The following is a 23,987-nucleotide window of genomic DNA, read 5'->3' as shown; positions in this document are numbered from 1 at the left end:
GATGAATTTTATGAAAATGAATGGAATAACGAATTGGCTCAAGGGGTGTGCCGTCGTGTGCGGCATGGCTTGGTGTTGCTTGAGCTGCGAGCATGATTACCTGAAGTATGATACTCAAATGAGGGATGCTTTATACTTTGTCTGGCCGGATACGAGTTATTGTTCTTTCACGGCGGGAGATCCGGTGGACACGATGGATTACAAGATTTATGTGCAAGTGATGGGATTGCCCCGGGGAAGCGAACGTTCGTACAAGATCGAGATTATTGACACGAACACGACAGCCGTGGAAGGCGTTCACTATAAATTGTCTGAAAACCAGATTTTCCCGGCGGACACGGTGAAGGCGCAGATGCACGTTATCCTGTATAACCGGGATCCGGAATTGAGGAATCAACCGGTGACACTCGCGTTCCGGCTGGTGAGTTCGGAGGATTTCGACGTGGTACCCGTGGAGCAAGGTGGTTTGATGTGTCATTTGATTATAAAGACGGTTCCCGTGGAAATGCCCGGTTTGTGGATTTGGGGAGGAACAACTTATCTGGGACCTTACAGTGAACAGCTCTATTTTATGTTTAAGAAGTTCTATCATAAGGTGGAAGAGACGAACCCGACGCTTTATAACCGGTGGGAAAAGACGTACGGTTCAGAGCTTTCTCGTTTTTACTTTATGCGACACTGGAGCGTGGAGAAAATACCGATGAGCAAGTATCTCCTTCGCCCCTTGTATGATTATTTCCAAGAGAATCCGGACCCGGAAGTGAAAATGCCTGAACCTATGTTTTAATGTTAAAATCGAAGACGTATGAATAGAATGATAAAATATGGATTGATTTTGGGTTGCGTACTGGCAGGCATGAGTGCCTGTATTGATGATAATTCGAAAGGCGCGCATATCCCGTTGTCGTATATCACGATCGAGACGGAAGAAGATACTATTTATAATGATTACGGGTCCGTTCAGGCGATTAAGCCCGAGGTGTCGCAAACCATAGCGGGAAAAGAGCTGGCGTACGAGTGGAGGGTTCGTTATATGGTAGGTGCCGGGGAGGACGCGAAAGGTGACTCTTTGAAGTTCGTTTCGACTGAGCCGGTTCTGGAATACACGTTCCCGAAGTTGGGCGAGTTCCAAGTGCGCCTGAGGGTGACGAACGGGGACGTGAACGAGATGCACTTTTTCACGGTGTTGGTGCAAACTCCTTTTAACGAGGGATTGCTGGTGTTGAGCGCGGATGAGCAGAAAAAAGGGAGGACTTCTTTCTTGCGGGCGAAGAATGAACGGGATGTGGTGACGGGAACCGGGTTCGAGTTCAAGCTACACGCTTTCGAGGCTGTTAACCCGGAATTTCCTTTTAATGACCCGACGGACGTGGTGAAAGCGAGACAGAAATTGTTAATTTCTTGCCGGGAGAGTCAAGTGATGTACGTGGCGGACAACCGGACGTTTGATTTGCAGAGCGTGTTGGATATAAAGCACGATGTGGCGTGGATGCACCCGGTGGCCGTGGCTGCTTACGATGTCCCGCAAGGTTACGCGGATGTCACGAAGTTCGTGTTGTTATCGGAAAAAGGGGATTTTTGTTTTTTTGATTTAAACTCGATGTTTACTTACGAGGATAAAGAGGCGTTCCCGGATGCCGGGGTGTATGATCGTTGTTACGTGAATAACGAGGCTTGTTATTATTTCGTGGATAATACACACTCTCGTGTTGATTATTTCATGTGGTATATGACGATGCTGATCAGTAAATTCGATAGTGGAGATTATTTTGATGGTTATCATATTAATAATATGTTGGTGACGAAGGATTTGGCCGGATTGTGGACAGTGGCGACGAACCGGGAGAACGGTAAGGTGAAAATCACGAAATTCCCTGATACGAAGAGTATGTACGGGAAGAGTCCTTTTAAAGATGATAAAGTTGCCACGCAAGAACTTGAATATGCTGTCATGGGAGAGTTGACCTTGAGCGACGAGTCTCAGATGGTGGAAAATGCGGCGTATCACGTGTGTTTTTATAATCAAGGCGCTGGGCTTTATCAATGGAAACAGACGAACGGGGTGGATATAGAACCTCTGCCGACGAAACCGATGATCACGGTGGAAGGGGAGATCACGTGCTTGAGTTCCAGTTCGGACGAGGCGTATTTGTACTTGGGCGTGTGGAATCCTTCGGCCGAGACCGAATTGAAGGGGAGCGTGTTGGTGTATGACGTGGAGAAAATGAAGGTGGTGAAGGAGTACAAGGGGGTTGCCGATAGGCCGATCAAGATATTGTACAAGAAGTCGTGATCCGGGTGTTCGTGTGGATGTAAATAATTAAAAATGACGTGTATGAGAATGTTTTTAATATTGACTTGCCTGTTGGTGGGTGTCGGTTACTGGTCGGCACCCGCGGCAAGCGGGGAAAAACGGATTCCCGTGGCAACGAGTGACGAGGGAAAGGTTCCGGTCGGGAAGTTGAAACCGGGCGATGCCTCGCCGGAGTTCATGGCGGTGGATAGTAATCGTCGGCTGGTTTCGTTGAAGGATTTCAAGGGGAAGTACGTGTATGTTGATCTCTGGGCGACGTGGTGTTCTCCCTGCGTGGGACAGATTCCTCACTTGCAACGGCTGGAGAAGTTGTTCAAGGGGAAGAAGATCGTTTTCGTGAGTATTTCCTGTGACGAGGATGTGGATGAGTGGTTGGGGTATCTTCGAAAGAACAAGATGGAAGGGGTGCAGTTGAATTTTGATTGTAACCGTCGTTTCCAAGATGCTTACGGGGTGAAGGCGATTCCTCGTTTTATCCTGCTGGATAAGAAAGGGCGGGTGGTGAACCCGAACATGACGAGGCCTTCGGACCCGGAGACAGAGAAAACGTTGAACGCGCTAAAAGGTATCTGATATGAAGGGTAACGTGTTGATAAAGGTGATTTTCTCGGTTGCCCTGATGGTGATGGGGATGATGGCGGGAGCCACTCCTGTCGGGCAGCGGGACACGATGGCGAGGAAGACGGACGGACGGGAGGTCGTGTTACTGAAAAAGGGAGACATGATGCCGAATTATGTTTTCAAGGACGTCAACGGGAAACGGGTTTCGCTGAAAAGTTTCCGGGGTAAGTACGTGTATATCGATATTTGGGCAACGTGGTGCGGTTCATGCGTGGAGCAGACGCCTTATTTCGAAGAGTTGGAGGATAAGCTCCATAACAAGAAGATCGTGTTCGTGAGTATTTCCGTGGATAAACACCGGGAGGCGTGGGTGAGAAAGGTAAAAGCGGAGAAGAGCCGGGTGCCCCAGTGGATTTGCCCGGAGGGGGAGGATACTCCCTTGCTGGCGGATTTCGGAGTAGTGGCTATACCTCGTTTTATTTTACTGGACAAGAAGGGGCGAATCGTGGATGGCGATTTCGGTATGCCCGCTTGGGCGCGGACGGAGATGGATTTGCGCGGGTTGGAAGGAATTTAAAAATATTATAATTAAGGCAGAATGAGAAAAAGATATAATTTATTCGGATGCGTGCTTTTGTTGTTCACGTGTCTGTTCGCTGTACCCGGTTTTGCCGGGCAAGCGGTGAAAGGGGAAGAGAAGGAGTATGTGATATTAGTGAGCCGTGCGGTGCAGGATGACGCGACGTGGAATCCGGTGGTGGAGACGTTACGGACGTTGCATGACGCGCTGGTGATCCGGTTTGACAAGTTGCCGGGGGAGACGCTGGAGACCTTGAAAAAGGCTCATCCCCGGTACGTGGCCGTGGTGGAGAAACCGGAGAACGTGACCCGGGAATATATTCGGGATATGCACCGGTTGAGTCGTGCGGCAGGGAGTGATATTTTCGAGGCTTTCTTGTGGGGAGTTATCACGGGATATGATGCGGAGAGCGCCTTACGGGTGATCGATGATGCGCGAACCCCGATGAGTATCGGGAAGGCTTTGAGTACGGCACCGGAGATGGAGTTTACCTCGTGTTTTGATCGGTGTGCCGTGATTAGTCAGGATGTAACGATGAATCTCTGGAAACAGGTGGAAGAGGCTATGGCGAAAGCTGACCCGGTTGTCGTGGAGAAGTTGAAACAGGTGAACGAGGTGATTATGGAAAAGATAAGGACTCACCAGGTGGTGGAGGATTCTCTTACCCGCTTGGAGAAGGAACTGAACGAGCGGATACAGGCGGGACGCGAGAAGATGGAGGTGAAACCCATGACGGCGTGGAGCGAGAAGACGCAGAGAGAGGACACGTTGGTACAACATGAGGTCGGGTTGGATTCCGTGTTGTACAAGTTCTTGGATTTGTACGGGCAACTGGACCCGGAGTTCCTGTTGACGTGTTCTTATGGTATTGATTATTTAAAGATTCATAAGGATCAGAATGTTGCCGTGCGGGCGAAAGAGGGGCGGTTGTGCATGGATTTTACCCGTAAACCGGAGTTCTTGCCCCGGGGAGAGAGTCGCCGGGTGTACTTGGCAACCGGAAATTACGGGGGAGCGATGTTTGACAAGACGGATAATTTGGTGACGGCTTGGATGAAGGACGGAAACGTGAGTGCGCTGGCGGGCTATTGCGTGCCGGAGTGGCACGGGCAGGCCGGATGGGGGACTTGGAAGATGTGGGTGACGAATGCCGGACGTTATACTTTCGCGGAGGCGGTATTTTTGAACACGCAGTTTATTTTGAGCCGTCTGAATGATTGGAACCCGAAGTTTTTGGAAGTGGATTACCCGGAAACGGACGATGTGAACCGGGATTACCGGGATAATCTCGCAACGGTTACGGGGGCAGTCGGGCAGGAGATGGTGACCTTGAACCAGATGGGGTATTTGTATGATCGGGACGTGTTCGTGTATTACGGCGATCCGAAGTGGGACGTGCGGCTGAAGGAGACGCCGGAAACCTCGCATTATCAGGTGACGACAAAACGGAAAGGGAGTAAATATATCTTGACGATCCGGACAGATGATCAGTTTGACCGGCGACAGATGACGGGTAATTATTACAAGGAAAAGTCAACCCCGTTTAATGCTGCCACGCTGGGGCGCTTGCCGTTCTCGTACTTTTTCCCGGAACGATTACAACAACCCAAGTTGGCGAAGAAGTTGGATTTCGAGGGGACGGTCGAGGTGAACGAGAATTTTATCTTTATCCACGATTGTTATTTCGAACCGAACCAGACGTACCGGGTGGTACTTTCCGTGAAATAATGAATGATATAAAATAGAAATGATGAGAAATAGATGGCTATTTAGTTTGATATGCCTGCTTTGCTGTCCGTTGTGGTTGTGCGCACAGGAGGTGAATGAAAAGAAGGATTCGACGCAACTGGATAAGGCTGCGGTACTCAAGGCTTTGATGGAGGCTCTGTCAAACCAGCAGCGAGATGCCGAAAAAACGGTCGCCACGGAACGGGTACCGGGTAGCGTATCACCGGATTTCCAATGTACGGACGTGAAAGGGAAGGTGTGTTCCCTGAAGGATTTCAAGGGGAAGTACGTGTTTATCGATGTGTGGGCCACATGGTGCGGGCCTTGCTGCAAGGAGATTCCTTATTTGCAACAGCTGGAAAAGAAGTTGGCGAAGAAAAAGATCGTTTTCGTGAGTTTGTCTTGCGATAAGGATCGTTCTGTTTGGGAAAAGATGGTGAAAGAGAAAAAGATGGGCGGGGTGCAGTTGTACATGGGGGAAGAACTGGCTTTCCGGAAGGCATACGGGATCACAGCTATTCCTCGTTTTGTCCTGCTGGATAAGGAAGGGAAAATAGTGAATGCGACGATGACGTATCCTTCGAACCCGGAAACGGAAAAGGTGCTACTTTCCTTAAAGGGATTGTAGTGTTATAAACTTTTTGATGATATAGGGGAATAAGAAGAAGGTGCAAGGATCGTTCAGAACAATAGAAGGGATGTTCAAAAAGTCATTTCTTACTTTAAAATGGGAGTTCTTCTTTTTTTAATCCTGTTAGTAAAAGAATATTTTCGATGGACATACCCATTTCTTTTGCTTGTTTCGCTATCGTCAAAGCCTTCTTTTTTTCTCCTTCAGCTAATCCCTCCGCCTTCCCTTCTACCTTCCCTTCTACCTTTCCTTCTGCTTTTCCTTCCGCCCATCCTTCTGCTTTTCCTTCAATCCAGCCGGATTGGATCACGCTGCGTTGATATTGTAGGGCGCTCAAATGTGCTTCATAACTGGCACGTTCTTTGGGACTAAGATTGTCAAGACGTAGTAATTCTCGGGCTTCGGATAATCCGCTAGTCTTTGTGTTGTCGGCAATTTCACCTGTTTTCAAGAAAGCTATCCATTCGTCAAGGGGAGTTTTAGCCAGTTTATCAAATTCGTTAACACGTAGCACGTAGTATTCAGGAAAAAGATCTCCGGCATTCTCTCTGATGAACTGTTCTCGTTGTCGTAAAGATAGTTTAAGTGTATCATGTTTATGAATTCCTTCGAAAGAAGTGTTCCCGTGATATACGTAGTCTTCCCCTTGTCCTAGGTCAAAGTACACGATGTTTATGGAGTATACTTTTTTAACTTGCGAGTAGGGTTCTCCTTTCGTGATGTATTCGGTAATAGCCTTTGATACTCCATACAACATACGATGAAAATAGTCCAGCTCCCGGTTGTTCTGTACTTCGATAATAACGAGTTCACCTTTACTGTTTTCAGCCAGCATGTCGACCCTGTTGAATTTATCTTCAGCATGTTGCTGGTTGCCCTCGCTTTCCAGCATACGATCAATTTTGATACGTTCTCCCAGTAACGTGGAGAGGAATCCCTCGAGAATCACGAAGTTTGATTTTTGTCTTAACAATCGTTTGGTTGCCCAGTCGAATCGTACATAATTTTCTCGTGCCATGGCAGATAAGTATTTTATTTGAATATATGACAAATATACGCATAATTGTGACACGAAAGGTCACGGGCGAGTGATAATTTTTTTGATGGAGCTATCGCGAAACTTGGGGCGTAATTATAGCAAAGAAGAGGGAAAATCCCAAGATCCCCTCTTCTGTTTTCCCGTAAGCATATTTTATTTGTGCTTTTTGTTTTTTAGAGGTGTTTCGTGTATCGTTTCTTCGACTAAATAAGACGGAACATCTTTTTTGTTCTTGCTTTTCTTCGGTTTTTTGTTTCCGGCTGCACCCATGATAAAATCTCCTATAATTTAAGTGATTAAATGAGTAGAGATCGGTTATTAAAAAATAGCTGGTCCTATTCACGGGCTGGATTAACAAAGGGTGTGCCAAACGGCCTGTCAGTGACACGAAGAGACGAGTTGGCGGTTTCGGATGTCGGATTGGCAGGATACGGGAATGAAATATTTGAATGTTATTATTTTGGTATAGTTTCATATTTTTATTTTTTGCCCTATATTTGCCAACGTTTAACGTGGGCATATGTTTACTATATTGGATAAAAAACGTTATTTCGAACAATTGTTCCGGGAAAATTATGCCCGGTTGTATTATTATGCCCTTAGTTTTCTGAATGATAGCGAACTTGCTAGAGATGTGGTGAGTAATGCGTTTGAGGCCGTGTGGGCGGGACGGGATCGGTTGGAATTTTCCAGTTCTCTGGTTCCTTTTGTATATCGGCTCGTTCGTAATGCTTGTTTGGACGAGTTGAGGCATCAGAAGACGACGGAACGTTTCGTGGCGTACATGAAGGAGCAACCGGAGGCGTTTGATGAGAGGGAACTGCAGGAGTACGAATTGTTGATAGAACGCATACATCATGCCGTGGAAGAATTACCTGCCCAGACTAGAAATGTGTTTAAAATGTGTTTTTTGGAAGGGAAAAAATACCAGGAGGTCGGGGTTGAATTCGGGATCACAGTGAATACGGTGAAAGCTCATGTAATGAAAGCATTACGATTGTTAAGAGAACAGTTTTCGGGAGAGGATTTTATTCTATTTTTCTTGTGCATGAAAAAAAGAGCTGAAAAAAGATAAAAAAAGTGGTTTTCGGCATTACCCATTTTACCGGGGTCTACGTGTATAGGATATATGAATAGGGTAAAATGGAACGAAAGTATAACTATGTAGATATTGACTTTGCCGTTCGAGTGCTGAATCATCCGGAAATGATCGATGATGAGGAGATGCGGGTGTGGTTGCGGGATGAAAGACATCGTCGACTTTTGGAAGAATTGCGTCGGGTGCGGGAGGGAAGTTTGAGGGCTGTTGACAGACAACGACCTGACGTGAACTTGGAATGGGCAAAATTGAGTCGGAGACTTTCTCGGAAGAGGATGTTATGGGTTTACCGGATTGCAGCGATGACGGCTTGTATCGGGGTGCTTATTTCGGTGAGCTGGCTGTGGAACCATTCGTCTCCGAAAGAGGAGGTGCCTTTGGTGATGGTGGTACCGGGAGGGGAGGATGTTGAGCATGGAGGGGTAACGCTTGTTTTAAATGATGGGGAGGAGATTCGTTTGAACCGGGAGAATGAGGCTTTGTTGATGCAACGTTTGCCACAAACGTTTAAAGTGTTGTCCACGGATTCTTTGGGAGGACTGGTTTATACACCGCGGCAATTAATGGGGAAATCGGAAGAGTTACACACGCTGAAAGTGCCTCGTGGCGGGGAATATTTCGTGATTCTGGATGACGGGACGAAAGTGTGGTTAAATTCGGAAACGGAGTTTCGTTATCCGGTTACTTTCGAGGATGAGAGGCGGGTGGTGGAATTGTCCGGGGAGGCTTATTTTCAAGTGGTTCGGGATGAAAAGCGTCCGTTTATCGTGAAAACACGGGGTTTGCAAACCCGTGTTCTGGGAACGGAGTTTAACGTGCAGGCTTACCTGACAGACAAGGTGAATGTTACTTTGGTGAACGGGCGGGTGGCCGTGAAAGTTCCGGAAGATTCAAGGGAGATATTACTGAAACCGAACGAAAACGCCTTGTATAGTCAGGGGAAAGTGAGGGTGTCGAAAGTGGATGTGATGAAGTTTATTTCTTGGAAAGAAGGGTACTTTTACTATGATAACGAGCGGTTGGAGGATATTTTGACAGAATTGGGACGCTGGTATAATTTCACGGTAATTTATGAAGATTTAGAATTGAAAGAGTTACGTTTTCAGTTTTGGGCGGATCGGAAAGATACATTCCGGAAAGTTCTGGAGCATTTGAATGAGATGAAAAAATTGAAGATAGAGGATCAGGGTAATTGTATAGTAGTTTGTAGATAGAAAATTAATGTTTTGAAATATAGGGGTTTTGAGAAAAATATTTTCTCAAACAGGATATTGTATGTCATATTTGAAATACTAAAATAGATAAAATCATGAAAAGAAAGCGAAAATTGTTTTGTTTAAGACCGGGACAAAGGTGGCGTGGGATGGTATTGTGGGTGTTTTTTATATTACTGGGTTTTTCCGGTTTCTCGCAGGAGAATAAAGTTTCTTTTAAGTTCGTGAATCAAGAGTTATCTTCCGTGTTCAAAGAGTTGGAGAAGGCAGATGTGTACAAATTCATGTTCAATTACGATGACGTGAAGGGGAAAAAGGTGAGTGTGGATGTGAAGAATAAAAAAGTACTGGAAATATTAGATATAGTATTGAAGGATATGCCATTTACTTACAGGGTAGATGGAATTATGGTGGTTATCAGGCCTAAACAAGCCGATAGTACGGTTAAAAAATATGTATTAAAAGGTGTGGTGGTGGACGTGAAAGGAGAACCTATGATTGGCGTGACGGTACGTTTGGATAGCACTTCGATAGGGACCGCTACGGCTGTTGACGGGGCTTTTACACTTGTGGTTGACAAGCCCAAGGGGAATTTGGTTTTCTCGTTTATCGGTTTTAAGGCAAAGAAAGTAGCCATTACTCCCGATAAAGATATGATCGTGAAATTGGAAGAAGAGGTTTCCGACTTGGATCAAGTGACCGTTATTGCTTACGGGTCGAGAAAGAAACGGGAGTTGATAACTTCCGTGTCGTCGATCAAGGCGGATGATATAAAAGAGATTCCGGCGGCGAGTTTGGAAACTTTGCTACAAGGACGAATGTCGGGAGTCGGGGTGAATATCCAGTCGGGTTCTCCCGGTGGCGGGGGTACGAACGTGGCGGTACGCGGGTATAATTCCTTGTGGTTGGATGAAGCGGGCGGTGGTGATGGTTCTCCGTTATACGTGATAGACGGGGTTCCCGTTCATTCGTTTACTTCCCCGGTGACGGGAACGAACACGATAGCGGAAATTGATCCCTCGACGATTGAGTCGGTGGAAGTGTTGAAGGATGCCGCTTCGGCAGCCATTTACGGTTCACGTGCTGCGAACGGGGTGATTTTGATTACCACGAAAAAAGGACGTGCAGGTGAGGGAAAGTTTTCCGTGAACCTGTCCTATTCGGCGTCCGTGTTGCCGGAGGCCCCGACACAGTTGGGTGGGCGGGCGGAACGCCTTTATCACATAGCCGTCATGCGGGCACAAAAAGGAGCCTACGAGGTGAAGGGGAAGGGATATTACAAATACCCGACTTCATACGAGGAGGCTGCTAATAACGAGGCGATATATGATGCATTTTGGGATCGTGGCTTGGGGTTGGAAGCTAAAAATATAATTCAAGATTCTTTGAATCCTTTTTTCAATAATTCCACGAATTGGTACAAGTATATTTTTCGCACGGGAAAGATTCTGAATGCCAATATTCAGGCGAGTGGCGGTACGGAGAGGATGACGTATATGGTTGGGGCTGGATATTACAAGGAAACGGGGATTATGCCGGGAAGTGACTTTTCACGCGTGAATTTGTTGACGAATCTTTCTTTCAATCCCGTGAAGAAGTTGACCGTGGATAGTCGTTTCTATTTGGCATACACGGACAGAAGTCGGGGGGCGACATCGGGAGATGCCTTTAAATACGAGGGATTCACGGTTGATCCTAATTATACCTCTTCGTTACTTTTGAAGGGTGGAGCGGTAGAGAAGAAAATGTTGCAGATGCTAAATGGACAGGTTGAAAATAACACTTCTTATCGTTTAAGAGCTAACTTGCAATTGGGGTACGAGATTTTAAAAGGATTGTCGATCACGACTTCCTTGGCGTTGGATTACACGCAGGCGAACCAGAATCAATTTACTCCCAGTTATTTGGATGCGAGTGGTTATAATGAAAGTAAATCATCGGGAGATATTGCCCGGGATATGTTGTTGTCCAACGAGAATTTGTTAAGTTACGTGTTCTCGCTTGACGAGGTACATAATTTTGACTTGTTGTTCGGGTTGGCGTATGATGGTAGTAAAAGTTGGAGTAATGGCGGTCACGGGTTACGCGGGCCGAGTGACCGGATTGAGTATGTCGGGAGTGGGTTCCCGGATTTGGTTTACGATCCGAAGGTCGATGACTATCGTGCGATGAAAGATTATAGTTCCAGTTTTTCGGAAACGGCCATGGTGAGTTATTTCGGTCGATTGGCTTACAATTATGACAAGAAGTATTTGTTGGAAGTCACGGTGAGGCGGGACGGGTCTTCGCTGTTCGGTGCGGATGTACGTTGGGCTACCTTTCCGTCCGTGGCGGTCGGGTGGGCCTTTTCAACCGAGCGTTTCATGAAGTGGGCATGGTGGTTGAATTACGGAAAAGTGCGGGCAAGCTGGGGACGTTCCGGTAGCCAGTTTGCGGTCCCGTATTTGGCACAAGGGCTAATGTCCCCGGGAACGATCTTTGACGGGGTACAGGGGATGCAACCCGAGGGGGTGATAAACCGGAAGCTGAAATGGGAAGAGTCGGACCAATATGATTTCGGGTTGGATATGGATTTTTTTAATTACCGTCTGAACCTAACCATAGATTATTATTACAAGTACACGCGTGCTTTGATAAATAAAGAGGTGTTGCCCGGAGACATGTACGGGTTTAATGGGGTACAGTGGCGAAATACCATGGCAATTTCAAACGAGGGGTTGGAGTTGGATGCAAAAATCGATATACTGAGGGACACGGAAGTGAAATGGCGTACACGGTTCAATGTATCCCGGAATTGGAATCGTTTCCGAAAGAGTTACTCGGGGAGGGATTTTCAAGAGAAGGTGATTGGTAAACCGTTGAGCGGGATCTATCTTTTCAAGGATTTGGGAATGATCGAGAGTGATGCCGATGTCCCATACGTGTTCGACCAGTCCGGTAAAAAGCAAATGTTGTCACCGGAGGGAGACGAAGAGTATTTTTTCACGAAGGGAATGCGTAGGATTGCGGATATTAATGGTGACGGACAACTCACGGATGATGATTTGGTTTATGCCGGGACCACGTTGCCACAGGCTTACGGAGGATTGGTCAACGAGATCAGGTGGAAGAATTTTGACGTGAATGTTTTGTTGACTTACACGCTTGGGCGTAAGATGGTGAATTCGTTCAAGTATAGTACTCTTCAGGGAAGGTTGGGGGTTTATCCTGTTTTTTCGAATGTGTCGTTGTCCGATTTCTGGCAGTATGCCGGTGACGGGAGTAAGTACCAGACACTTGGTTTATATGGTAATTCCACGTTGATCAATATCACCGGGCAAACGACGGCTGCCCTGGAAAACGTGCATTATTGCAGGTTGAAACAATTAACGATAGGGTATAATCTTCCGAAACGGATCATGAAGAAGTTGTGGTTGGATGGCATCCGAGTTTTCGTGACAGGGGAGGATTTGTTCCTGTTGTCAAATTATTCGGGACTTGATCCCGAGGTGACGAATATCGGGACAGGGTTTGATGATGGCCGTACGTATCCTCTGGCGCGGAAATGGACTTTTGGTTTGACTGTAAATTTTTAAAAGAGGTTGATTATGAAAAGATTTTTATATAGTGTACTGGTCTTGCTGTTATGCACGTCTTGCGAATCACTTCTCGATCTGGAACCGAAGAACGGGGTGACGTTTGAACATTATTTTGCGACGGAACAGGATTTGGAAGCGTTGGTGACACAAATGCACGGGAATTTGAGGACGGCCTTGGCCATGGTTACCAAACAAGAGCTTATTGGACTCCGGGTTGATGTCGTGAAACAAGGGTCTGAAATGAATAAAATACGCGGATTGAATACCGATTATTTTTTGAATCATTCCACTCAACAGCAATGGAGAGCTTATTATAACACGCTTGCTATCGTGGATTTATTTTTTGATAATTACAAGAAAGCCAAGGATGTGGCTCCCGAACGAGTTCGTTTTTATTGTGGTCAGGGAGAATTCGTGAAGGCCCTGTGTTATTTTTATCTCGTACGGATGTGGGGAGATGCCGTTATCACGAAGGGGAGCAATTACATTGATAAATACGCTAAAAGTCCGGCCTCTGTCGTTTTGGACACGGCTATTCATGCTGCATTGCAGGCGTACGATATGTTACCCAAGTACGGTAATCTGAAAAATTCGAATAACAAAGCGTTGACTTCAAAGCAATACGGGTGCAAGGGAAGTGCTGCCGCCCTGTTGGCTCACTTGTACGCGTGGAAAGCCCACGTGGTTGGTGGTCAGGAAGATTTGAAAGAATCGGAGAAGTGGGCGAGCAAGTTGATAGAGGAAAAGTATCGTGATGAGGTGGGTGTTTATACTCTCGCGGCAAACCCGGAAGAGGTTTGTTCCGAGGTGATGCACAGGAAAAGTGCGGAAAGTATTTTCGAGTTGGAAATCAATTATCAGGATATCAGTTCTTATTTTACTTTTTTACCCGCTTATTCCATGATTGGAGCTCCAGTAGTGAAGACGGAGGAAAAGATGAAGATTAAAAGTAAGGATTTGGGAATAACGATAGCGGGTGTGAATTCCTTGTTCCCGGTAGGGGATGCCCGTCGAGAGGCTTATTTCTATAAGTTGGATGATCCGGAATGGCAAGAGGCGGGATTAGCTTATCTCTATAAATGGCGGTATGCTCGTTATGGTTCATCGGTTGCAGGGGAAGTTTGGCTTAGTGGGATGGATGTGAATCGGGTTATTTTCCGGTTGGCGGATATGTACTTGTTGCGTGCGGAGTGCCGGGTGAAGATGGATGACCGGACGGGAGCGGAGGCTGATTTGAACGTGATTCGCCAGAGGGCGGGAGCCGAGATGTGGCCCGCAAAGAACGATAGCGGGGATTTGAAATATGATATTTTCAGGGAGCGGGAGAAGGAGTTATTATACGAGGGACACCGTTATTATGACGTGGTTCGTAATGGGTATTGGAAAACGGAATTGCAGGGTAATTTTAGCGAGTTGTCAGTGGATGACGTGAAAGACGGGGCGCTTTATATGCCTGTGCCGCAGACTGCCTTTTCACAAAATGATTTAATGATCCAGAATGCGTTTTGGGCGTCAAAAATGAAATAAGTTATGAGAAAGATATTGTTTATACTGGTCGTGGCAGGTGTGTTTATGGCTTGCGGTACAAAATACGACTATATCGATACGGGTGTTTGCGGGGAGGAGTTCCGGGGTAATATGTATGAATATTTACAAAGTAATCATTATGATTGGGATTCTATCGTGAAGATTATTGATCGTGCGGGGTTACGGGAGATGTTCGAAAAGGAGGATTTCACTTTTCTGGGCCCCACGAATATCACTATTCGCAAATGGTTTGTCTGGGATAAGGTTGGTGGAGTGGGAAACACGGATAAAGAATACGTGGTTCATGGTTACCAAAGTATACAACGGGTACCGGTCGAGATATGCCGGAAAATCGTGTTGAGTCACGTGATAGAAGGGATTGTTTCCCGTGATGATATTGCGAGAGTTACTTATAATGAGGAAGGAAAGATAGATGGCGGGGGTGATGTTTTTACCACTCGTTGGGGTAATCGGGTGTGGTTGTGGACGATACAGGAACCCTACATGCATATTCCCGAGATGGGACCGGTTATCGTGAATATGGCATCGGTTGATAACGATGGGCAGAAGATCAAGGAAATTGGTACGGCAACAATTGGTGTGAGGCCGACGAACGGGATGGTACATTCGTTACCGTACAGTTATAATTTGGGAGAGATGTACAGGGATAAATATTGGGCAATAGTTAATCATTAATAGTATGGGAGAGATGAAAAAGTATTTTGTTTTGATCGGGTTGATATTGGTTTGGTGGGGATGTCACAACCCCACGCCGGGGTACTTGGAGATGGGTAATGCACAGTACGTTCCTGACACGATGATTATTCGCAAGGAATTGGACCCGTTGAAAGATGCTTACCGGAAGATGAACAATGCCCCATGGGTGTCCCCGAAATGTCAAGGGGTTGATGGTACGGCTCCCCTTCTGTTCGAGATCGTGGACGTGACGTCCGTGGACGGTGACGCTGCCATGTTTAAGAGTTTTCTGAAAATCCGGGGAGGCGGAAGGATGGAATTTCCTTTAAAAGTAAGTGTGCCCGTGGGGCATTACTTGGTTTCGGTGAGGGTATCGAATGAAGGATATTCCGAGGTAATCCCGGACGTGTTCACTTTTATCGTGGAATAGTAAAATAAATGGCTATGAGAAAGATTGTGTTATTAATGATTATATGCGTTTTTACTATCGGGACAAGAGGTGAGGGGATTCGTTTTTTCAAAGGCTCTTTTCAGGATGCTTTGAAACAGGCGAGGGCCGAGAATAAAAAAGTGTTTGTCGATTTTTACACCACTTGGTGCGGACCTTGTCAACTGATGTCCAAGAATATATTCCCGGATGATGAGGTTGGGGAATATTTTAACAAGTATTTTGTTAATTACCAGATTAATGCTGAGGATAAGGCTTTCTTACCGGAGGTGAAACGATACGGAGTTGCTGCATATCCGAATATGTTGATTTTGGATACGGAAGGCAACGTGCTGGGGCGGCAATTGGGAGCTACTGACAAGAACGGTTTTCTTCGTTTTGCCAAGTTGGCGTTGAAAGAAGTGTTGCCCGTGGACCAGCTTTACGAGAAATTAAAGAAGGATAAAAAGAATCAATTACTGATGCAGGAGATCTTGTTGGAGGGCCCGGAATATATCGCTCGCTTGTCCGGTCAAGATCATGACAAATGGGAGTATCGGATCGAGAAGTTGTATGCCGATTACCGGAAACAAATGCGGTTGGAAGATTGTATCACGGCGAATGATTTGAAGATTTTCTCTATGTATCATACGGGGATGGAGAAGAAAGATGAGGTGTTTGAATTTGTGTTGTCACATTTTGATGATTATACACGGGTAATTGATCGAAACGAGGTTTCCAATTTTCTGTTTATGTTGAGTTATTCACGGATGGAGGAGTTGGCGAAAAAAGGAGATACAAGTTACGAGATGGAGTTGGAACGTGTGCGGGGGGATTTGAAGGTGGTGTACGATTCTGTAATGAATTTTGGAGAGATGGACGTGTATTCCGGTTTAAAGTTGCTGTTGGATGCGGAGTATTATTTGTACAACAAGAAAGATGTCGAAAAGTACTGTTTGTACATGGAGAAATATTTCGCGGGTTTGGGTGAGGGTATTCGTTCCCAAGATTATATCGGGGCGTTGGAGTCGCTGTACGAGGTGCTAGGGGAAAAGATCACGCCGGAAGTGGCTCGTCAGGGAATCAGTTGGTTGAACGAAGCTCTGAAAAGCAAGTTGCAGCCGGAAACGCAGATGCGTTGTTTGTTAATGTTAGGCGATTGTTATAAGGCTTCGGGGAGCAAGGAGGATGCGAAGAAATGTTATGACCAAGCTTACGTGATTTCCCTGCAATTTAATAATCCCGGTTTGTCGGCGGCAGTGCAGGAGTATGTCAGGAAGTTAGAAGAATAATTATAGAAAGAGGTTTATTCAGACCCTACCTCTTTGTCAATATTAACACTAACAGAACCTTTTGGGGTACAAGGTGAAAAAAATGAAAGACTATGAAAAGATTAATGTTATTATTTTGTTTGTTGGCGAGTTTTATTGCTTGTTCCGATGATAAGGATAATCCGGAGGAGCCCGAGATGCCGATTACGGATTTACAACTGCCGACGGTAAATCCTGTTGCCGGGGATAATGTGACTATCGCGGGTAAGGGGTTCGCCCAAGATTGTAAGATACAGGTGAAACCGGAAGGAGCTGCCGAGGCTATTGATGCCACGATCGTGGAAGTTACTGATGCCGGGATAACTTTTAAGGTATCGGCGGATGTGGACGGTAAATGTAAAGTTATTTTGTTGCAAGGTGGGAAATCATACGAGTTGGGAGATATAACTTTTGCTGAAGTTCCCGACGTCGAGGCAACTTTGTATGGTGTGTTTGCCGACGAGACAACGACTTCTGTATGTCCGATTGATGTTACTGCACAAAGGAGAGGGAAGGCTGTGTTTACTTTGGATAGTGACTTTGATGGTATCGTTGCGGATAATCATGGCGTGGTGTACTACAAAGCTATAACGTTCGTGGATGATAAGAGTACCTATGAATTGCGTTATTATGATGTAAAAGCGGGTAAAGGTGGAAAGATTGCTTGGGCAGATGCGGGACGTTGTTTCTCTATTGCCACGGATGGGGAAAAGTTATACGCTTTGACTTATGACACGGAAAGTTATGATATTAACTTGTATTCTGTTGGACGTGATGGAAATGCAGAACTTGTGAATACTTACTCCGATCAATTAGGAATAGAGTATATACGAATTTATTCAACTAGTGGCACATTTTTGTATGGAGAAGAAAATATATTTGTTAGTTTACGCCTTGATATGGGAAATGAAGTGTATCATATGCCTATGACTGGTGAGTTGGGTGATGATTATTATAATATCACTGGACCAGCGAGGGAGGTGAAGAAATCTTACTACTTTGTTAAGACGGATGGGAACTATTATGTGTTTAGGAATAATGAAGGTGAAGATGTTACCGCTCAAGCCACGGTACATGAATTTGAAGAAGAATATGAGTGGACAGGTATTGATTATAATAATCCGGTTGTTGCAACCATAGATGATTATTTCACCGATCAGGTGTACGATCCTACAACAGGTTTGATTTACGGAATGTTTGGAGAGGACGGTGATGGAATTTTGCCGTTTGACCCGAAAACGAATAAAGTGCTTGATCCTTGGATGGGAAGCGGTTGTGTCGCTTTGGTATATATAAAGAAATAAGGTTCATCCATGCTACTTGTTTTGTGTATGAGTGAGTAGTGAATGGGCCGGGTTTGTGAGAACCCGGTCTTTTTTTAGCTGATCTTTTCCTTTATCTTTGCCTGCATAAAATAGATTGACATGAAACATAACTGGAAACCGGGAAATATGATTTATCCTTTACCTGCCGTGTTGGTGAGTTGCGGGTGTGAACCGAGTGAATATAACGTGCTGACGGTGGCATGGGTGGGAACGTTGTGTACGAATCCACCGATGTGTTATATTTCGGTGCGGCCGGAACGATATTCGTACCCGATTATTCAGAAGAACGGGGAGTTCGTGATAAACTTGACCACGAAGGATATGGCGTATGCCACGGATTGGTGTGGGGTACGTTCCGGGAAGGATTATAATAAATTTGAAGAGATGAAGTTGACTCCGGGAAAGGCTGAGGTGGTGAAGGCCCCGATTATTGAGGAGTCTCCGGTGTCGATCGAGTGCCGGGTGAAGGAGATCATTCCTTTGGGGTCACATCACGTGTTCATTGCTGACGTGGTGAACGTGCAGGCGGACGATCGTTATCTGGATAAGGATAGCGGGAGGTTTGAGTTGGCGAATGCTGATCCTTTGGTATATCTGCATGGTGGATATTTTGAGTTGGGAGAAAAAATTGGTAAATTCGGGTGGTCTGTGGAGAAGAAAAGGAAAAAGAAATAATCATTTAAAATTACCGCATGATGAAAAAGACGGTTTTGTTGCTCGTGTTATTTTTAGGAACATTGGCTTTGGGGATGGCTCAAAGTAAAGAAAACGATTTTTTGGATCAGCCTTATATCGAGGTAACAGGGACGGCCATGATGGAAGTGGTTCCGGATGAAATTTACGTGAAAATCATATTGAGGGAAAAGGATCAGAGGGGGAAGACGGAGTTGGAGCAACAGGAGAAAAAGTTGTTCCAAACGTTGCAAAAAGTAGGGATTGATGTGAAGAAGGATTTAGCCGTGAGGAATATGGCTGGTAATCGCTATAAATTGAAAAGCGGGGCTATGAAGTTGAGAAAAGAGTACGTTTTGTTGTTGCATGATGTTAATACGCTAGATCGTGTTTTTGCGGGATTGGAACAGATGGGTGGCGTGGAGGCCGAAGTGGAACGGGTGGATCATTCACAGATTGAGAAATTGCGTCGGGAGGTTAAGGAGGATGCGATAGAGGTGGCAAAGGAAAAAGCAATGGGCTTAGCCGCGGCGATCGGTCAGAGTATAAAAGAGGCTATTTATATCAGGGAAGAGCATTGGGGAGGGATGGCTGCCCAATATATGTCGAACGTGGCTCTTGATGCTGGTCGGGGAAGTGCCGATGCCGGAGTGGATTTTGAGAAGATCAAGTTACAGGGGACTGTTTTGGTACGGTTTAAGTTGTGGTATAAATAGTGTCTTGATATTTATTTGATAACCCAGAACCCGGTTTTGCGACCTCCTTCACGCTTGATGATTCCAAGAGTTGTTAATTCTTTGATGTGTCTTAGTATTTGACGTTGTGATAGGTTTAGTTGATTGGCTATTTGATTTGTTGTTATTATCGGGTTCTCTTTTATCAGTAAAATAACTTGTTTTTGTTCTTTTGTGACATCTTTTGTGACATCTTTTGTGACATCTTTTGTGACATCTTTTGTGACATCTTTTGTTGCTGGATAATTTAAATTCCAAAGCGTGATAAAGAAAGAATTTGTTTCAGATTTAAATTGTGGAACGAGTCCATTGCTAAAACTTTCGTATGTTTTATAATCTTCAATTATTTTTTTGAATCCACTCCCTCGTCTATCCATGTATTTTAAGCGATTGAAGATGTCTGCAATGATAGGATTACGGCGTTTGGATGGAATCGTTAGTAAATCAATTTCTTGAACTTTTGTCCCGTCAGGCATACCTCCCGGAGAATAGATTTCCATCCTATCATCAAACATATCTATATGTACTTCACTGCCATATTCTAAATAATCTCGATGAATTAAGGCATTTACGATCGTTTCAAGGGTTGCGCGTTCTGGATAATCTGGCATTTCTATTCTTCCATCACTCGTTTTCATCCATGCTTTTCGGGAGTTTTTATTGACAAAGTCAGTTGCTTGTTGCAATAGGTTGACTAATCCTCCGGTAAGTTCGTTATCATCTATAGCCTCCATGAGGCCAGGAGCTTTATCTAATCCGTTCCAGCGGGTACAAAATATTCGAGAATGTTTAATCGGACTTTCATCGGCAAGTAAGGCTCCTGCATTAGTGAGTTCACCATGTTCATCGATGATACCCCAAGAGGCATAGTCGGAATCTTCAAAATCAATACTTGTTCGTTGTTTATATACCGAACGTACTTTTGAGAAAGACATGTTTTGAAATTTATATTGTGATAACATGCTATCGAAAGAACTTCCGCATCCTTTCAATACCAATCGTTTCATAGAGGAACGATCTGCCGGAACACTTTCATTACCAATTCTGATAAATGTTTGTCTATTACCATCACCTATGTAGTAGTAAGGCGTTTCTTTGCCTTGTGCAACTTGAAGGATTATCAGTTCTTTTCCATCTTCAGTTGCATGGAAACGTAGATTTACTTCGGGGATCGGGTCTAACTTTGTTTTTATTTGTTCACTAATTATTTCAGCATCCCTCTTTGCATCAGAAAGTCCTATAATCGTATCGCTATCAGAGATACCAAATATGAGTGTTCCACCGATACCGTTAGCAAAGGCTGAAACACTTTTTAGCCAACTTTTGGGCTTTTTGATTTCAAGCATTTCTTTTTTCTCATATTCAGAGGTTTCTCCAATTAGCTTTTTGATACACATATTCCTTCTTATTGGTACTTTACAAAGGTAGATTAAATTTTAAGAGGTTGGTTATAAAATTGATAGAAATGGAGAGATACATGAATTGAATTCATTAATAAATGCTCGGAATAATTGTTTCCGTGATGAGTTGTGAAATTCATAATCTCTTTTACCTTTGTAGAAAATATAAAAGAGGAAAGGCATTTTTTAACAAAAATGTTGTAGAAAACGTAGAAGTTGGTAATGGAGATAAAGAATCAACATATAGAAGTAGAAAAGCATCCGTTAGAGCCGTTCTTGCCGGCAAATGCCAAGTTGTTGATGCTGGGAAGTTTTCCACCGCCAAGAGCGAGGTGGTCTATGGAGTTTTATTACCCGAATCTGCAAAATGATATGTGGAGGATATATGGGGTGTTGTTTTTCGGGGATAAAGATTATTTTTTAGAAAAGGGGAAGAAAGCCTTTAGCCGGGAACGGTTAGTCGCTTTTTTGGAAGAAACCGGGGTTGCCTTGTTTGACACGGCGATGGAGGTGATTCGTCAACGGGGAAATGCGTCCGATCAGTTTTTGGAGATTGTTACTCCCGTGGATTTGGATGCCGTGCTGAAACGAATTCCCGAATGTAAGGCGATTGTAACCACGGGACAGAAGGCAACAGATACTTTGCTGGCCTTGGTCGGGGCTGAGGCTCCTAAAGTGGGAGGTTTCAGTGATTTTGGATATAAAGGGAGGGCTTTACGGTTGTACCGGATGCCTTCGTCTTCACGGGCTTACCCGAAGCCTTTAGAGGATAAAGCGGCAGAATATCGGGTGATGTTTCATGATTTAGGAATGTTGTAAGAAGATGAAGACAGTATTGTTGGTAGTGGATATGCAAAACGATTTTTGTTTGCCTTCGGGTTCGCTTTACGTGCCGGGGGCAGAGAAAGACGTGGAGAGGTTAAGTCGGTTGATCAAGGAGAAAATGACTGTTATTGATAAGATTATTCTCACGGCAGATGAACATCACGTGATGGACATCGCTCATCCGTTCTATTGGAAGAACAAGCGGGGAGAGCATCCGGCTCCTTTTACAACTATTTCATGGTGGGAGGTATTGTCGGGAGAGTGGATTCCTTTCGGGGATAGAGAAGAGGTAATTGATTATTTACGTCGATTGATTGAAAACGAGGAATATAAGCATATGATTTGGCCGGAACATTGTCTGTACGGGAGTGAAGGGGCAGCCATAACCCCCGTGTTGATGGAGGCCGTGACGTGCTGGGCCAGAGAAGGAAAGTATTACGAGGTGGTGGAGAAGGGCTTGAATCCTTCAACCGAGTTTTTCGGTGCTTTTCGGGCAAATATTCCTTTGGATTATGCTGCTGATACAAAGTTTAATATGAAACTGAAGGACGAGCTAGAGTCGTATGACGTGATCTGGTTGGCCGGAGAGGCAAAAAGTCACTGTGTGGCAAACACGTTGAGGCAGTTGTTTGATTATCCTGAGGTAGTTCAGCGACTGGTGATACTGGAAGATTGTATGGGTAATATTTCGGGATGCGAGGATTTAGCTATTCCAATTTACGAGAAGGCCGCCCGGATGGGGGCTCGTTTTGAGACGTCGGAATCATTATTGTTTTCATAAAAAGGGGGTAATATGATCATCCATGATTTTTTGGATAATGATTTGTATAAGTTCACGGCAATGAATGCCATACAAAAGAAGTTTCCGGATTCGGAAGTGGTTTATCGTTTCGTGAACAGGGGAAATACGAGTTTCCCTCCCGGTTTTGCTGATGCTTTGAAAAAAGAGGTGGAGGCTATGGCGGGAGTGGTACTTTCAAAGGAAAACGAGAAGTTTATGCGAGCAAAATGTTATTATTTTGATTCGGTGTTTTTCGATCTTTTGAAAGGTTTTCGTTTTAATCCTGCCGAGGTGAAAGTGAGTCAGGAGGGAGGAAAGCTAGACGTGGAAATTCGAGGTTTGTGGTACCGGACCGTGTTGTGGGAAGTTCCTTTAATGGCGATGATCTCCGAATTATATTTCCGGATGACGGGACAGGTTGCCCGTGATTTGGAACGAAATGCAACGGAGAAAGCAAGAGCCTTTGCGGATATAAAAGCGGAAATTTCCGAATTCGGAACCCGGAGAAGATACTCCTTTGACGTGCAGGATCGGGTGATCGGCATATTGAAAGAGAATATGAAGGGCTTGTTGAACGGGACAAGTAATGTTTATTTTGCCATGAAATATGACTTAATTCCGATGGGGACTCATCCCCACGAATGGTTCATGTATCACGGGGCGCATTTCGGTTATCGGTCGGCGAATGCCTTGGCGTTGGAAAATTGGGTGGATGTTTATGACGGTTATTTGGGTATAGCCTTGGCAGACACGTATACTTCCGATAATTTCTTTAATAGTTTTGACACGAAGTATGCCAAGTTGTTTGATGGTTTACGTTGGGATAGTGGTGATCCTTTTGAATTCACGGAGAAAGCATTGGAGCATTACCGGAAACATCGGGTGGACCCGAAAAGTAAGACGATCGTGTACAGTGATGCGTTGGATCTGGAGGGAGTGAAGAAGATCAAGGCTTTCGTGAACGGACGTCTGCATGACGTGTACGGGATCGGAACGTATCTCACGAATGATGTGGGGGTCACACCATTAAATATGGTAATCAAGTTATTTGAATGTCGTCCGAAAGGGAGCGAGGTGTTTTTGCCTGCCGTGAAATTGTCGGATGTAGAGGGAAAACATACGGGTTACCCGGACGAGGTCGATTTATGTTTGAGAATGTTAAGATTAAAATGATGAAAGAATATTTATTTTTGGAGTACCCGGCGTGTGGTACTTGCCGGAAGGCGAAAAAGTGGTTAGACGAGCAAAAGGTGGATTACACGGATCGGCATATCGTGGAAGAACGTCCGACACGGGAGGAGTTGAAAATATGGTTCGAGAGAAGTGTTTTACCGTTGCGGAAGTTCTTTAACACGAGCGGGTTGTTGTATAAATCCATGCAGTTGAGAGAGAAACTGGACGGGATGAGCGAGGAGGAACAATTGGAGTTATTGGCGTCTGACGGGAAGTTGGTAAAACGTCCCTTGGTTATCGGGGAGGATTTCGTGTTGGTGGGATTCAAGCCAGAAGAGTGGGAAAAGGTATTGTTAAAATAATAGATAGTTTT

The 23,987-nt window shown here is 45.0% G+C and carries 22 protein-coding genes; 20 read left to right on the top strand and 2 right to left on the bottom strand.

Translation table 11 applies throughout. The features are described from left to right. Nucleotide 1: 1 nt before the first annotated feature. From AB5542_RS14105 to AB5542_RS14080, 6 genes are read left to right on the top strand one after another with little or no spacing between them, the layout of a single operon-like run. A complete protein-coding gene (locus AB5542_RS14105) occupies nt 2-787 on the top strand; it encodes a DUF4843 domain-containing protein (RefSeq protein ID WP_279038896.1) in 786 nt (261 codons plus the stop codon). 18 nt (nt 788-805) lie between these two features. Beyond that, nucleotides 806-2,293, top strand: a complete 1,488-nt coding sequence (locus tag AB5542_RS14100) for a hypothetical protein (protein WP_279038899.1) — start codon at nt 806-808, stop codon at nt 2,291-2,293. Nucleotides 2,294-2,335: 42 nt separating this feature from the next. Beyond that, nucleotides 2,336-2,887: a TlpA family protein disulfide reductase gene (locus AB5542_RS14095; protein ID WP_279038901.1), complete on the top strand. Its 552-nt coding sequence runs from the start codon at nt 2,336-2,338 to the stop codon at nt 2,885-2,887. Between the two features lies 1 nt (nt 2,888). Beyond that, nucleotides 2,889-3,452, top strand: a complete 564-nt coding sequence (locus AB5542_RS14090) for a TlpA family protein disulfide reductase (protein WP_279038903.1) — start codon at nt 2,889-2,891, stop codon at nt 3,450-3,452. Between the two features lie 21 nt (nt 3,453-3,473). Beyond that, nucleotides 3,474-5,183 carry a hypothetical protein gene (locus AB5542_RS14085; protein ID WP_279038904.1) on the top strand — a complete coding sequence of 570 codons (1,710 nt, stop codon included), beginning with the start codon at nt 3,474-3,476 and terminating at the stop codon, nt 5,181-5,183. A 22-nt stretch (nt 5,184-5,205) separates the two neighbouring features. Next, nucleotides 5,206-5,811 carry a TlpA family protein disulfide reductase gene (locus tag AB5542_RS14080; RefSeq protein ID WP_279038906.1) on the top strand — a complete coding sequence of 202 codons (606 nt, stop codon included), beginning with the start codon at nt 5,206-5,208 and terminating at the stop codon, nt 5,809-5,811. 94 nt (nt 5,812-5,905) lie between these two features. Here AB5542_RS14080 and AB5542_RS14075 read toward each other — a convergent pair whose 3' ends face one another. Continuing rightward, nucleotides 5,906-6,832, bottom strand: coding sequence for an Rpn family recombination-promoting nuclease/putative transposase (locus AB5542_RS14075; RefSeq protein ID WP_279038907.1), 927 nt, complete (start codon nt 6,830-6,832; stop codon nt 5,906-5,908). 541 nt (nt 6,833-7,373) lie between these two features. Here AB5542_RS14075 and AB5542_RS14070 point away from each other — a divergent pair. The 10 genes from AB5542_RS14070 to AB5542_RS14025 all read left to right on the top strand — a co-directional run bounded on the left by AB5542_RS14070 (nt 7,374) and on the right by AB5542_RS14025 (nt 19,417). Beyond that, nucleotides 7,374-7,928 carry an RNA polymerase sigma-70 factor gene (locus AB5542_RS14070; protein ID WP_279038908.1) on the top strand — a complete coding sequence of 185 codons (555 nt, stop codon included), beginning with the start codon at nt 7,374-7,376 and terminating at the stop codon, nt 7,926-7,928. A 68-nt stretch (nt 7,929-7,996) separates the two neighbouring features. After that, nucleotides 7,997-9,166: a FecR family protein gene (locus AB5542_RS14065; protein ID WP_288215292.1), complete on the top strand. Its 1,170-nt coding sequence runs from the start codon at nt 7,997-7,999 to the stop codon at nt 9,164-9,166. Nucleotides 9,167-9,261: 95 nt separating this feature from the next. Beyond that, nucleotides 9,262-12,741, top strand: a complete 3,480-nt coding sequence (locus AB5542_RS14060; protein WP_270542725.1) for a SusC/RagA family TonB-linked outer membrane protein — start codon at nt 9,262-9,264, stop codon at nt 12,739-12,741. Nucleotides 12,742-12,753: 12 nt separating this feature from the next. Next, nucleotides 12,754-14,271, top strand: a complete 1,518-nt coding sequence (locus AB5542_RS14055) for a RagB/SusD family nutrient uptake outer membrane protein (RefSeq protein WP_270542724.1) — start codon at nt 12,754-12,756, stop codon at nt 14,269-14,271. A gap of 3 nt (nt 14,272-14,274) precedes the next feature. Continuing rightward, nucleotides 14,275-14,967, top strand: a complete 693-nt coding sequence (locus AB5542_RS14050; RefSeq protein WP_279038911.1) for a hypothetical protein — start codon at nt 14,275-14,277, stop codon at nt 14,965-14,967. 4 nt (nt 14,968-14,971) lie between these two features. Continuing rightward, nucleotides 14,972-15,397: a hypothetical protein gene (locus AB5542_RS14045; RefSeq protein WP_229128182.1), complete on the top strand. Its 426-nt coding sequence runs from the start codon at nt 14,972-14,974 to the stop codon at nt 15,395-15,397. A gap of 14 nt (nt 15,398-15,411) precedes the next feature. Further along, nucleotides 15,412-16,686: a thioredoxin family protein gene (locus AB5542_RS14040; protein WP_279038913.1), complete on the top strand. Its 1,275-nt coding sequence runs from the start codon at nt 15,412-15,414 to the stop codon at nt 16,684-16,686. Between the two features lie 92 nt (nt 16,687-16,778). Continuing rightward, nucleotides 16,779-18,008 (top strand): IPT/TIG domain-containing protein, encoded by a 1,230-nt coding sequence (locus tag AB5542_RS14035; RefSeq protein ID WP_279038915.1) that lies wholly within the window; start codon nt 16,779-16,781, stop codon nt 18,006-18,008. Nucleotides 18,009-18,128: 120 nt separating this feature from the next. After that, nucleotides 18,129-18,704, top strand: coding sequence for a flavin reductase family protein (locus AB5542_RS14030; RefSeq protein ID WP_279038917.1), 576 nt, complete (start codon nt 18,129-18,131; stop codon nt 18,702-18,704). 20 nt (nt 18,705-18,724) lie between these two features. Further along, a complete protein-coding gene (locus AB5542_RS14025) occupies nt 18,725-19,417 on the top strand; it encodes an SIMPL domain-containing protein (protein ID WP_368243134.1) in 693 nt (230 codons plus the stop codon). A gap of 11 nt (nt 19,418-19,428) precedes the next feature. Here the strand turns inward: AB5542_RS14025 and AB5542_RS14020 are convergent, their stop codons facing one another. After that, nucleotides 19,429-20,832: an ATP-binding protein gene (locus tag AB5542_RS14020; RefSeq protein WP_368243133.1), complete on the bottom strand. Its 1,404-nt coding sequence runs from the start codon at nt 20,830-20,832 to the stop codon at nt 19,429-19,431. A gap of 225 nt (nt 20,833-21,057) precedes the next feature. On the opposite strand from AB5542_RS14020, the gene AB5542_RS14015 reads away from it, so the two are divergent. From AB5542_RS14015 to AB5542_RS14000, 4 genes are read left to right on the top strand one after another with little or no spacing between them, the layout of a single operon-like run. After that, nucleotides 21,058-21,654, top strand: a complete 597-nt coding sequence (locus AB5542_RS14015; RefSeq protein ID WP_279038921.1) for a uracil-DNA glycosylase family protein — start codon at nt 21,058-21,060, stop codon at nt 21,652-21,654. A gap of 4 nt (nt 21,655-21,658) precedes the next feature. Next, nucleotides 21,659-22,441 carry an isochorismatase family protein gene (locus AB5542_RS14010; protein WP_087419856.1) on the top strand — a complete coding sequence of 261 codons (783 nt, stop codon included), beginning with the start codon at nt 21,659-21,661 and terminating at the stop codon, nt 22,439-22,441. 12 nt (nt 22,442-22,453) lie between these two features. Continuing rightward, complete coding sequence (pncB, locus tag AB5542_RS14005) at nt 22,454-23,614, top strand: nicotinate phosphoribosyltransferase (protein WP_279038923.1); 1,161 nt, start codon at nt 22,454-22,456, stop codon at nt 23,612-23,614. Beyond that, a complete protein-coding gene (locus tag AB5542_RS14000) occupies nt 23,614-23,976 on the top strand; it encodes an arsenate reductase family protein (RefSeq protein ID WP_279038926.1) in 363 nt (120 codons plus the stop codon). Before pncB ends, AB5542_RS14000 begins: the two co-directional genes overlap by 1 nt. Nucleotides 23,977-23,987 lie beyond the last annotated feature (11 nt).

The organism is Butyricimonas sp. RTP31003st1_G1_RTP31003_210430, from assembly GCF_040920905.1.
GTDB lineage: Bacteria > Bacteroidota > Bacteroidia > Bacteroidales > Marinifilaceae > Butyricimonas > Butyricimonas paravirosa.
This window is presented reverse-complemented; position numbering and strand designations above follow the sequence as displayed.